The sequence below is a fragment of the Virgibacillus sp. NKC19-3 genome (assembly GCF_019837165.1).
GTDB classification, from domain to species: domain Bacteria; phylum Bacillota; class Bacilli; order Bacillales; family Amphibacillaceae; genus Virgibacillus_L; species Virgibacillus_L saliphilus.
On sequence record NZ_JAGYHC010000001.1, the window covers coordinates 2852538 to 2865176 of the forward strand.

General features: G+C 38.4%; 14 protein-coding genes. 2 read left to right on the forward strand and 12 right to left on the reverse strand.

What is annotated here, in order from left to right; genetic code table 11:
• Positions 1-311: 311 nt before the first annotated feature.
• The 5 genes from hpf to KFZ56_RS13895 all read right to left on the reverse strand — a co-directional run bounded on the left by hpf (position 312) and on the right by KFZ56_RS13895 (position 6510).
• Positions 312-875, reverse strand: coding sequence for a ribosome hibernation-promoting factor, HPF/YfiA family (gene hpf / locus KFZ56_RS13875; protein WP_222642502.1), 564 nt, complete (start codon positions 873-875; stop codon positions 312-314).
• Between the two features lie 168 nt (positions 876-1043).
• A complete protein-coding gene (locus tag KFZ56_RS13880; RefSeq protein ID WP_222642503.1) occupies positions 1044-3140 on the reverse strand; it encodes a DEAD/DEAH box helicase in 2097 nt (698 codons plus the stop codon).
• Positions 3141-3223: 83 nt separating this feature from the next.
• Positions 3224-4066, reverse strand: coding sequence for a fatty acid kinase binding subunit FakB (locus KFZ56_RS13885; protein ID WP_222642504.1), 843 nt, complete (start codon positions 4064-4066; stop codon positions 3224-3226).
• Positions 4067-4603: 537 nt separating this feature from the next.
• Positions 4604-5296, reverse strand: a complete 693-nt coding sequence (locus tag KFZ56_RS13890) for a response regulator (protein WP_222642505.1) — start codon at positions 5294-5296, stop codon at positions 4604-4606.
• 77 nt (positions 5297-5373) lie between these two features.
• Positions 5374-6510: a sensor histidine kinase gene (locus KFZ56_RS13895; RefSeq protein ID WP_222642506.1), complete on the reverse strand. Its 1137-nt coding sequence runs from the start codon at positions 6508-6510 to the stop codon at positions 5374-5376.
• Between the two features lie 134 nt (positions 6511-6644).
• Here KFZ56_RS13895 and KFZ56_RS13900 point away from each other — a divergent pair, with 134 nt between their 5' ends.
• The gene (locus KFZ56_RS13900; protein ID WP_222642507.1) at positions 6645-7295 is read left to right on the forward strand and encodes a YigZ family protein; all 651 of its coding nucleotides are present in this window, start codon (positions 6645-6647) and stop codon (positions 7293-7295) included.
• 135 nt (positions 7296-7430) lie between these two features.
• On the opposite strand, the gene nagB is transcribed toward KFZ56_RS13900, so the two are convergent.
• Positions 7431-8156, reverse strand: coding sequence for a glucosamine-6-phosphate deaminase (gene nagB / locus KFZ56_RS13905; protein WP_222642508.1), 726 nt, complete (start codon positions 8154-8156; stop codon positions 7431-7433).
• A gap of 6 nt (positions 8157-8162) precedes the next feature.
• Positions 8163-9341, reverse strand: a complete 1179-nt coding sequence (gene nagA, locus KFZ56_RS13910) for an N-acetylglucosamine-6-phosphate deacetylase (protein WP_222642509.1) — start codon at positions 9339-9341, stop codon at positions 8163-8165.
• Between the two features lie 156 nt (positions 9342-9497).
• Here nagA and KFZ56_RS19600 point away from each other — a divergent pair, with 156 nt between their 5' ends.
• Positions 9498-9626: a hypothetical protein gene (locus tag KFZ56_RS19600; protein WP_255585146.1), complete on the forward strand. Its 129-nt coding sequence runs from the start codon at positions 9498-9500 to the stop codon at positions 9624-9626.
• A gap of 114 nt (positions 9627-9740) precedes the next feature.
• On the opposite strand, the gene KFZ56_RS13915 is transcribed toward KFZ56_RS19600, so the two are convergent.
• The 5 genes from KFZ56_RS13915 to KFZ56_RS13935 all read right to left on the reverse strand — a co-directional run bounded on the left by KFZ56_RS13915 (position 9741) and on the right by KFZ56_RS13935 (position 12486).
• Positions 9741-9905 carry a hypothetical protein gene (locus KFZ56_RS13915; protein ID WP_222642510.1) on the reverse strand — a complete coding sequence of 55 codons (165 nt, stop codon included), beginning with the start codon at positions 9903-9905 and terminating at the stop codon, positions 9741-9743.
• A gap of 306 nt (positions 9906-10211) precedes the next feature.
• Positions 10212-10535, reverse strand: a complete 324-nt coding sequence (locus KFZ56_RS13920; protein WP_222642511.1) for a helix-turn-helix domain-containing protein — start codon at positions 10533-10535, stop codon at positions 10212-10214.
• A gap of 83 nt (positions 10536-10618) precedes the next feature.
• Entirely contained in the window at positions 10619-10750 is a 132-nt protein-coding gene (locus KFZ56_RS13925) for an anti-repressor SinI family protein (protein ID WP_222642512.1), read from the reverse strand.
• Between the two features lie 324 nt (positions 10751-11074).
• Positions 11075-11641, reverse strand: a complete 567-nt coding sequence (gene sipW, locus KFZ56_RS13930; RefSeq protein WP_222642513.1) for a signal peptidase I SipW — start codon at positions 11639-11641, stop codon at positions 11075-11077.
• A 278-nt stretch (positions 11642-11919) separates the two neighbouring features.
• Positions 11920-12486, reverse strand: coding sequence for a TasA family protein (locus KFZ56_RS13935; RefSeq protein WP_222642514.1), 567 nt, complete (start codon positions 12484-12486; stop codon positions 11920-11922).
• Between the last annotated feature and the right edge of the window lie 153 nt (positions 12487-12639).

The following is a 12639-nucleotide window of genomic DNA, read 5'->3' on the forward strand; positions in this document are numbered from 1 at the left end:
TACACCCCCCTAGTTCTATTGCCTTATTTATAACACGAAAATAGGACTATAGTCTATTTTCTGTTTTTGAATTTTAGGTTGTAATTCGACAATATTTTTAATAAAAAATAAAATTTTTGAACCTCTTTTATGTCTTATTTCACAATTTTAAAGCAATTTATGATGCCAAATTTAAATTTTGGCATTTCTATCTACAAAATTCGACATTATTTGTAATAGTTGGGAGAACATCGGTCTTATGAAGTTCCAAAGCAAATGGAAGAGACGACCCCATTGCGGGATCGTCTCTGTTATCTGTGTATGATGTATAGTTATACATTAGGTTCAATCAAACCGTATTTTCCATCTTTACGTCGATAAACAACATTTGTGTCATTTGTCTCGGCATTTGTAAAGACATAAAATGCGTGGCCTAACATGTCCATTTGTAAAACGGCTTCCTCTGAATCCATCGGTTTCAGGTTAAATCTCTTTTGTCGTACAATTTCAATTTCATCATCTTCGTCTTCTTCTTCAGTTGCAACACTGTTTGCTTCCTGCTCCAGTTCGGCAAATACATGTTTTGGCGAACCTGCTTGGCGAAACTTACGATTTACTTTCGTTTTATATTTACGAATTTGCCTCTCTAGTTTATCAATAACTAAATCTATAGCAGCATATAGGTCGACGTGCTGTTCCTCTCCCCGTAATAATAGATCTGTCATTGGAATGGTTACTTCAATTCGTTGTTCATCATTATAGACACTTAAATTTACATGTACTTCAGATGTCGGCGGTGTATCAAAATATCTTTCCAGTTTATTAATCTTTTTCTCGGTATAATCTCTTATTGCCGCAGTCACCTCAAGGTTTTCCCCACGAATATTATATTTCATGAAAGTGTCCTCCTTTTTTTCCTTTGTATTTAGTATACTATATTTCCCGTCAGATTTCCTGCTTAAACTAGATAATTCGTTTAATAAAAATGCATACGTATATTAAAACTTGTTCCGATAGTGCTTATGACAACAAATAAAATTTTTACTATCCAGCACATTCAACATCTATCCTCGAATTAAAGTATATGCGTAAACCTTGGGACAGCCATGCCCCTGCAACAACACCCCTGCATGGCGTAAGGTAGTACCTGTTGTATATATATCATCGACAAGGATGACCGGTTTGTTAATAGATTTTGTTATTACGAATGGATTTTTTGTACCAATTCTCTCACGGCGGGTTTTCTTGGATTGTTTTTCTGTATGCGTACGTGTAATGATCTCTTCCGTTTCAACTGGCAAAAAATCCGCTAGCATCTTTGCTTGATTAAATCCACGTTCTAATAGCCTTTCTTTACTTAACGGAATTGGCACCGCGATGGCGTCTTTTTTCAAAAATGAAAATGTATCATGAAAGGATCGCCGGAAAATGGGTTTAAACGCATTCCCCAAATGATAATCTCCACGGTATTTCCATTTCGCAATCATATCTTGCATCTGGAGATTATATGAAAAAACAGAGAAATTAAATGTAATCGGGTCACTTGAGAAATGCCTGTCCCACCATTTGCAATCCGAACATAGCTCATCCTCATCGACACGGCTGCAACACCTACAACGCTTTCCCTGTAATATTTCCAATTCTCCTTCACATGCTTGACATAACCATTTCGGCTTGGTTAATAGAAATAGATTTCCCCAGCTTACTTCAGGAATAATTTGGGTGTTACACCATAAACAATACATTTCATAGCTCCCCCGTTTATTCATTTGACGAATGGATTGCACCGCTCGCATCATCGCCTCTGTTTTCCCATCATGAAAAAATATAACCTCTCCTGTTGGATCATCGGGACTTCTGCCGGCTCTTCCTGCAATTTGTACGAGGGCTGCTTCATCAAATACCTCATGACCTGTATCCAGAATAGCGACATCTACCGACGGGAAGGTAACACCTCTTTCCAGTATGGTTGTTGTAAGCAATGTGTCTATTTTCCTGTCTCTAAAAAGCTGCACCTTCTCTTCACGATTCGGATCAGATGCATGAACAGCTTGTGCCTTCTCTATTGCTTTAATCAGTCCTACATTAAGCAAGCAATCCGCTACTTTATCTTTCATTGTTTCAGCTAGTTGAATCGTAGGAACAAAAATTAATAATTGCCTATCTGGATTTTCTCTGTTTTTTATCCACTTCATAAAAGCTTGTGGGACTTTTTTGTTTACCAGTTCTCTTTTCAAAGAAAAGCTCATTTTTAGTTTTGGAACAGGTAGAGGGTGGCCGTGAAATCGAATCGGAACAAAAATATGAACAAGTTTTTTCTGCATGATCTGCTTGTGAAGATTCTTTCGTGGTGTAGCTGTTAGGTAGATCGTTGTACTGGTATTCGATTTTGCCCGATTCGTAACATAAGGTAAAGTAGGATCAGCATGAAAGGGAAAGGCATCGATTTCATCAATAATCAATACATCGAAAGCGGATTTATATCTGAGAAGTTGATGAGTTGTGGCAATTATGATTTGAGCGGTACCTTCTTTCTTCTCACTTCCTCCATATAACCCTTGAACCTCTATCGAACGAAAGGCTTTCTGAATACGTGGCAAAAGCTCGCGAACAACGTCTGCTCGTGGTGTAGCGATGCAGACACGTTTGCCAAGGTGAAGTGCTTCAGTTATGCCAGGAAAGAGCATTTCCGTTTTTCCGGATCCACAAACTGCCCAAATTAATAGCTCCTTTTCTTCCGTATTTATAGCCCTGGTAATGCGTTCAGCCGCACGTTGTTGGACTAACGTGAGCTCTCCTTCCCATGAACACGGGGTTTCATGTGGGGGCCAATGCGGCTCTTCTCCTGACCAATAATATAGCGGTTCACATTCCATTACTCGCCCCATTTCAATACAATTACGACAATAAGCGTGAGTCGTTCCACAAGACGCGCACGGCATCTGGGCAAATAAAGATCGCTGCTGGTTCCCGCAACGTTGACATTGATAGGTGAAATTTTTTCGTTTCATAGAAACAATAGGTGTGAAGTTTTTTGTAGAAAGCTGATGTTGAAAGGTAGGCTCGTCTAATGGTATTTCATTGCGAAGAAGTAATTTCCCTGAAAATAGATATGGAAAAATGGATGGTTCGTGGACAACTGGCCGCTCTGATAGGGGCATTAACGCACACACTCCTTTGGATTTTAGAATAGAAAGCTACCAACCAAAAGTGGCCGATAGCAAATATTAAATACTTAAAATTGCTATTTCATATACCAACAAATGCCAACTGAACCTTCTCCCAAATGAGTTCCAATCACTGGGCCAAAGTAGCCGATAGATGTATCCGCGGATGGGTATTTTTCCAAGAAATCATCACGCAGATTTATTGCAGCCGTTTCGTTATTTGCATGAATAAATACAACCTTCATATCTTTTCCTTTGCTGGCATCTTCCTCCAGTAATCCGCTGATACGATTCATTGCTCTTTTTCGAGTACGGATTTTTTCAAACGGAACGATCACCTTATCAACAAAATGTAAAATTGGCTTCACCTGTAAAATGCTTCCAACTAATGCTTGTGCACCATTTAATCGTCCGCCGCGTTGCAAATTACTTAAGTCATCCACCATGAAATACGCGCGTATGCTTTGCTTTATTTCATCAAAACGTGCGATAATCTCAGTTGGTGATTTACCTTCTTTCACCATTTCTACGGCTTCCAATACATAAAATCCCTGTCCCATGCAACTGAGTTCAGAATCATAGGCATATACATCAATTCCTTCAACCATTTCTCCAGCACTGTGCACCGCCTCATATGTACCGCTAATCCCACTTGAAAGGTGAATGGAGATAACAGCATCATAAGCTTTGGCTAATTCCTCTAACTTATTTGTAATATAGCCAAGCGAAGGCTGCGACGTTTTGGGCAGATTTTCTACCTCTTTCACCTTCTGATAAAATTCTTCTGTTGTAATATCAACTTCCTCTTGATAGGACTCATCCTCAAATACAACACTAAGCGGGACCATATGAATATGATGCTTGTCTCGAATCTCAGCAGGAATATACGCCGTACTATCTGTCATTACAGCAACTTTCATGATGAACCTTCTCCTCTATTCAATATCATCTTTCGTCATTCCTTATTTTACATGAAGAAGTAAAAAAATGCACGATGGAATACAAAGAAAAAATACGCTAATACATTCATGCATTAGCGTATTTCAAAAAGGTACTTTTATGGTTTATAAGGGGATTTTCATAACTAATATTGCTTTGAAACCTTCGCTCCTCCGAACTGGTAAGGGGCTCCTATATGTTGAATATCGCTTACAAATGCATATTAACGGTAGTAACCGAAGGACCAGTGAAGGAAACACATGGAGACTCCTGCGGGAGCTAAAAGCCACGGTGAGCCCCCGGAGTGCGCGGCTAGGGGGCTCATCGGCCGCCCTAAGGTGCGCGGAATGTGTTTCCGTAGCGGTATCCAAGCACTCAACTATCATTAGAACAACAAACGTTACCTGAAAGAGAGTTGTCTCTACGTCGCAGTTTCGATCTTTTGTATCACTATACAACAGACATTCCTTTAGTCTGCTTAATCTATTTCGTGTTTTGAAATAACATGAACGTAAGCGCTATACTACTTCTACCCAGCCTTTTTTAATGGCGGAAACAACGGCCTGTGTGCGGTCATTACAATCCATTTTTTGTAAAATATTACTAACGTGATTTTTTACCGTTTTTTCACTTATGGTCAGTGTTTCGGAAACAGCGCGATTACTTTTCCCTTCCGCTAATAATTGCAATACCTGGCTCTCTCTCTTTGTAAGTATATGAAATGGTGTATGATATGCTACGCCTCTTTCCGTTATCGTCGGCATTGTTTCTTTTGACAGACGGCGATATTCTTGAACCAGATTATGCGTTACCCTCGGATGAAGATAGGATCCCCCTTCACTGACAACTTTAATCGCTTCAATTAACGAGTCCGAATCCATCTCTTTCAATAAATAACCTTGCGCTCCGGTTTTCAACGCATGTGTCACATAGCTTTCATCATCATGGATGGAAAGGATAATAACATTTGTCTTCGGAAAATAGCGAACTAGATCCTTGGTAGCCTGTACCCCATTCATGTTAGGCATATTGATGTCCATTAAAACAACGTCAGGTTTGTTTTCTTTTACGAGTTTCCCAGCAACATTGCCATCATCGCCTTCTGCAACAATTTCAAATGTTGGTTCAAACTCTAAAATACGTTTGACCCCTTCGCGAAATAATTTATGATCATCAATTAAAACAATTCTGGTACGCTTCTCTGTAGTCATATATTCTTTCTCCTCCTGCACCATTTCTGTTTATTTTATTTACCCTATTACAACGTCTGTATATCTATCTCTACTTTCTAAATCGTATACGGGACTTTAATAAAAATGGTAGTGCCTTCCCCTTTTGCTGACTTGATATTTAACTCACCATCCAGCATTTCAACCCGTTCTCGCATGCCAATCAGTCCAAAAGATTTGTCTTTTTTCGTAGAAGGGTCGAAACCCTTTCCATTGTCTTTGATCACCATTGTCAAAAACTCTGTACAAATTTCTAATTTGACTTGTATTAAGGGAGCTTCAGCATGTTTCACCGCATTTTGTACTGCCTCCTGTACCAAGCGAAAAAAAGCGATTTCATACTTTTGATTTAAACGCTTGTCCTCCCCAATGGAAGAAAAATCAATTTGAACTCCGTTGTAATCTTCAATCGTGGAAACATATTTTTTAATGGTTGGTATAAGACCTAAGTCATCGAGTGCCATTGGGCGCAGATCATAAATAATTCGTCTTACTTCATATAAGGATGTTCGGATCATTTTACGGACATCTTTCATTTCATTTAAAGCTTCGCTCATGCTTTTTTCGCGAATCGTTTTATCTACTAGATCTGATCGAAGTAAAATATTAGCTAACATTTGCGCGGGGCCATCATGAATTTCCCGGGAAATTTTTCTACGCTCTTCTTCTTGTGCTTCAATTATTTTTAGACCAAATTCCTGTTTTTCCTTGGCTTCTTCAATCATTTCGTTTACTTGCCTAAAATCATCCTGCAAGTATGTTAGTATGACGGCAATTTTGGAAGCTAATCCTTCTGCATGTTCAATGGTCTGGCTTAATGCTATTAATCTTCTTTCAATCTCATCACGCTTTTCACGCAAGATTTTTTCCTCTTGTTGCATGATAGCTAAGCTTGTTTGCAGTTCATGTGTTTTCTCGTATACTCTACGAATCTCGTCTTCCGTGTATCGATCAAAATATTTACTTACCTCTGCTAAACGCCTTCTGGAAAACCTGACCTTCTGTTCAAGTTGATTACCATCCGTAATATGCTGAATTACTTTTTCTTTGGTCTCTTTCAGTTCATGTACAAGATGATCATGCTCCATACGAGACTCTTCACTAATATTAAATATCTCGTCTTTACTATTCTCCACTACATCAATCATCTCATTAATGACATAATCCAGCGCTTTTTCACTTAATTTTTGTGCCATCGTCTTCCACCAACCTATTATGCTATAATTATACGTGGATAATAAAACTTTTTATAGGGTCTTTTAGCATATTTTCAGGAAATTATATCCTTATTATATACTATATTTCACATTTAGACAGGGGGAAATTGTAAATGTTAGCAAATTATTTTACCGTAAAAAAAGAAGGAACTGACCAATTAATCATTCAAAAGTCCCGGTTTATTGGATATGTTAGGCGTGTAGAATCAGAGGAAGCAGCTCAAGACTTTATTCAAGAAATAAAGAAAAAGCATCATGACGCTACCCATAATTGTTCAGCGTACTTAATCGGGGAACATGACCAGATCCAAAAGGCGAATGATGACGGTGAACCTAGTGGTACCGCTGGTGTTCCCATGTTGGAGGTATTAAAAAAGCAAGGGTTAAAGGATACAGCCATTGTCGTAACGAGGTATTTCGGCGGGATTAAACTAGGTGCAGGCGGCTTAATCCGTGCATATGGAAGCACGACCTCGCAGGCTATTCAAACAACAGGAATCGTAAAAAGACAACGCATGCAAGGCTTCTCCATAACCGTGGATTATACACTGCTTGGGAAGCTTGAAAATGTGTTGCGGAATTCCGATCATATTCTTGAATCGATCCACTATCTGGAAAATGTAGCTTTCATTGTTTATGTAAAAAATGGGGAAGAGAGCAATTTTCGCGAGTGGATCATTGACCTGACAAGTGGCCAGGCAGAAATCACAGAAAAGGGTACCACGTATGTGGAAATTGATGTTGACTCTACTTCTTCGGATTGAAATGTTACCCCACTGTTAAAGAGCGGCTTTTTTCGGTGGGGTCTGATTGTTGTAGAGGAGAAGTTACTTTGTTCACTTTTATAATCTATGCTGGTTGTCCCCTCTACAACACATTCATCTTCTTGCTACGCATCTTCACACTTTCCCAAGCGCGGCTTCGTCCCCAATAATTGTTACATGTTCATGTTTTTGTAAAATAGAAGCAGGGAAAGCTTCCGAAACGTCACCATTCATTAACCTTGCAACCGCTTCGGCCTTCCCCTCACCGGAAACGAATAGAATAATGGATTTACTCTCCATAATTGTTTCAATGCCCATTGTTACTGCCTTTGTTGGAACATGATTTATGGAAGTGAAAAATCTCGCATTTGCTTTTCGAGTCGACTCATCCAGTTCAACGACATGCGTTCTGCTTGAGAAAGGGGTTCCAGGCTCATTAAATCCGATATGCCCATTTAAACCCAAACCTAGAATTTGTACATCCGCGCCTTTTGCCTCCCGGATTAGCTGTTCATAATCACGACATTCCTTTTGTAAATCGCCTGCCATACCATTTGGCACGTGCGCATTTTTGCTATCGATATCAATATGCTTAAATAATTTTTGATTCATATAATAACGATAGCTATTTGGATCCGTTTTTTCCAAACCGACATATTCATCTAAATTAAACGTTGATACATTTTGAAATGACACTTCATGCTGCTGATTTTTTTTAATCAATTCGGCATATAACCCCTCTGGTGTGGATCCAGTCGCTAATCCTAACACGGGATTTTCCAAATGCTGCATTTTGTTAATGAGTAAGGAACAACCCTTCTTACTCATTTCATCATAGGTTTTAGTTTTAATCATTTCCATGTCTAACTACTCCTCCTCAAACGTTAACATACCACGGCAGATCGTGTATTTTATATTTAAAGCATCATCAACAAGTAAAACGTCCGCATCTTTATATAATGCGATACTTCCCTTTTTAGAAAAAATTCCGAGCTGTTTTGCCGGATTAACAGAAGCCATTTCAATAACGTTATCTATGGAAACATCAGCTAATTGCAGCATCTGCTGTGCTCCTTGCTGCATTTTCAAAATACTTCCAGCTAATGTACCATTCTCTAAAACTGCACGATCATTGGTAACCGTAACCGGTTGGCCCCCAAGCTCGTAGTCTCCAGCCTGTAAGCATTTAGCACGCATCGCATCTGTGATTAGAATTAAACGTTCACTTCCCATATTGTTATAAATCAATTGAAGCATTTCCGGGGAAACATGAATACCATCTGCAATTAATTCTGCACGTATTTCCTTCAATTCAAAGGCAGCACCTACAGCGCCAATATCCCTATGATGAATCCCGTTCATTGCATTACATAGATGTGTCACCTGCCGTACACCTTGGGAAATAGCTTTCTTCATACCTGCAAAATGGATATCCGTATGCCCCGCAGAAACGTTAACACCCGAATCATATAAGTACGAAATAAATGAACCATCCCTATCATGCTCGGGCGCCATTGTGATCGTTTTAATTTTATTATTGGACAAACGCTGCCATCTGTTGAATTGCTCAATGGATGGTTCCATAATATATTCCAGTGGCTGTGCACCTTTTTTACCTGCCTCTATAAATGGACCTTCTAAATGAACACCAATGACTTCAGCCTGTCCTTGTTTATTTTGATAAGCGGCTACATTCTTTAGTGCGTGTTCAATATTTTCTGGAGACTGCGTTATAGTCGTTGCCAGGAAACTAGTTGTTCCCTCTTTCGGTAAGGCAGATGCCATTGTATCTAACGCCGATTCAGTCGCATCCATCACATCTGCGCCATTAGCACCGTGGATATGCTCATCAATAAACCCTGGAATAACATGTAAGTTGGTTCCATCTATTATTTTTAATCGGCTGGGGTAACTTTTTAATGATTCATTTTCTTGTAGAATCGTGTCTATTTTACCATCTTTTATTAGCATAGACCCGTTTATAATCGTTTCTTGTTCGGTGAAAATAGTTGCATTTTTAATATATAAAGCGGTCTGACTGCTCATATTTATAATCTCCTTTCTAAAAGTATTATTCCGTATTACCATCGTACAAGTATCATTCGTTTACGTAAATTTTATGTAACATAATAAAAAAGCCACATCCCTAGAACAAAGGCGCATGGCGCCCAGTTAGCAACGTACAAACTGGAACACTTCGCAGTGAGATTAGATGAACTTGACTTATCACCAGTAGTGGTGAAAGCCAAAGTGAATCTTATGCTTGGAAAGCGAAAAGGAAACACGACGAGGTACGAGCCGATGTTGACTTATCGTAATGGAGAAGTGTGAAGTTTGCTAGTTGCTGGGCGCTAGAGCCGGATGTAGCTACTTTTGGAAATCAAGTTATCCATAAGCAAATAATTTTATAATTTCCTAGCCAATAAAAAATGCAGCTTTACACCATTATTTTGCTAATGTTTGCGTCGTGCTATTCGTTTTTCCGCTTGTATGATGTGTTAATTCGTTAACGAGCGATTGGACTAATTCTTTAGAGGAACGAATTTTATGACTTTCTGTTTCGTCAATCAATTTTTTTAACATATTTTTATATTTCTCTTGCTCACTCATCACTTTCCCACCTTTACATATAGCATCAGATAGACCCTCGGATAAAATAATAGAAACTGCTGTCGAAATTCACCTTATTACATTGTATCATACAAAAGCTGATTATTCGTCATATATTTCGACATAATTGTTACATTTCTGACGGACCTCTTCTTTATTTCCGAACTTGAACTGTAATTGTTAGCTAAATGAAAGTCTCCCTCCGCCAAACCTGTAATAGCATATGCAAAAAGGAGGAAAAATGGAATGATAGGGTTATCGTGATCATTGGCAAACAGAAAAAACCGCAAGCCCACCACTCTACGGTCATTGTTTGTTTCGCCATTTATTAAATGCAAGGTACTCCCTGAATTGTTCTTTCGTCACACCAGAATCCATAGCTTCTTGAACAATATCTAACCACTCATCATCCAAACGCTTTGTTTGTTCCGAATGATCTTCCAGGATCAGATCATTTACAGAAACATCTAATACTGCACTAATCTTCTCGATAAATTGTATGGATGGATTACGTTGAATATTTCGCTCTATCGAACTTAGATAAGATTTCGCTACATTTGCTCTTTCAGCTAATTCGGAAAGAGACATTTTCTTCTCTTGACGTAAATGCTTTATTTTTTCACCGATCAAGCCTTCTCACCCTCTTTCCCTGGAAATTATAACATAAACCGAGTGAGAAGTTCTATATTGAGCACAGGACAGATTTCCTTCATTCATTTTTGCTTGTTTCTAGCCGTTTTCAAAAAAAGACGGATTTCATCTTCCGTTATTCCTAAACGCTTTGCTTGCTTGATTAGTTCAACCCATTCTATATCAATTGCAATCTTATCAGCCGTATTCTTCATTTACCCGTCCCCCATTTTCATATCGCGCAAATACGAGCGTCTTAAAAAAGAGACTTCTCACCCTCATTTTTCCGCAAATGTTTTCATACCCAAGACTATTATACTATAAAAGATAACTTAATAGGGTGTCTTGTTTTGTCGGAAAAAAACTAGTTTTGTATTGTCATTAACTAATGGAGTTGATCCCCATTTCATCATGCCGTTGTATATTCAACAACCTTACCACTATCATAAGTTTGACAGTGATTGCTGAAGAAGGGAATAAGTAGGATATCCAGATTAACATTTTTTTCATAACCATTTTCCTCTTTTTTATGGAAGTTATCATTTTGCTTCCACATTTTGTTTTTTCTCTAGGGTATTTAATGTTCTCCAAATTGTAAAGATAGAATAGCCAAATAGGAAAATCCCAGGCAAGATAAGCAATAATGCACTTCCTTCAGGAGACTGGGCGAAATTTATGAAATAACCTATATAAGGAATGGTGAATCCGTTATATACACCTACAACATTATCAGCTAACACCGGATTAGCGTCTACTGCATTATTATTATCGCCTTTTGTGGTATAAAGAACGCCGTTGTTCGTTGTTGTAACCTCTACTATCCGATGCGTAATTAACGTATTATCTTCTTCTATAAACGTGATAACATCTCCACTTTTAAAATCTGTACGCTCGTCATCAACAGATCTGACCGCAATCATCGAACCTGTTTGAATACCAGGCTCCATTGAACCTGATAAAACCGCCTTCAGCTGATGGCCAAAAACTTCCGGATCTTCTTCTGATAATTTTGTAAAGACAACTATGGCAGCCACACTGATTAACAAAACCATTAAGACCGTAGATACAATCCGATTTATCCATTTCCATACATTGTGTTTTTTCATCCTTCGTCACCTTCCTCTTCCCTCATGTTATTACGGGGATTTTCTTTCGTATCATTTTCTCTTGATGCACCATTGTCTTCATCATTCTTTGCCTTTGTATTCTCTGTCTGAAGATCCTTACTCTATCATGTTGTATATCTCCGTCACCCATATTAAGTCCCTACAGTAATCATTCCATTAGCATTCTTTCCATTGTTAAAGTAGGCAGAGGTGTTTGAAGTGAAGAAATAAACAAACTGGAGATTGGGAAGAGTGGATCCCCTCCCCAGTCTCTTTTTTTAGTTAAAGTTTGATCTACCTTCTCTTTGTTCAGCTACAAATTCCCAATTTAATTTCAATATATCTCCTTGAAAGTGATTTTGATCTTCCCCATTATCAACAAATTCAAATCGAACGGTGAATGGTTCCGGTTTACTACCAGCAGGAAATTCATCTAATACTTTTACAGGATTCTCCGCCAATTCAGAAAGCGTTACTTCCGAGATTACTGTTCCATCCCCATTCGTTCGAGACAAAAATTTCACTTGAATATGATCCCCTAGATCATCACCATCATTCACCTTATTGTTATCAATAATGTCGTAGGAAGAATGTAAAACAACCTCACTCATATCCACTGTACCATCATTTGTTAACTCAAAATTGCCGTTAGCCGTATCTCCCGGAATGATATCCTCCATTTCAATGATTGTTTCCTTGTTTAAACCTACATCAATCTCTCCTGTTGCAAAGGTATTCCGTGTAGATTCCGTATCATTAAAATAAGCATAGGTTCCTCCGCCTATTAACCCCAAACCCAGCACAGCAGTTGCAACGCATATCATGATTCTATTTTTGATATCCATATCTCCCCTCCTAAAAGTTATGAATCTATTTCATGCTCTCGTTGAAATAAATAGTTATGTATTAGGATTTAAAACATATAAATGTATATAGAGCTGGGACAAACGTATTTTTAATAAGTAAATGTTTTCGAATGTTTTCTGCTTCTAAAATAT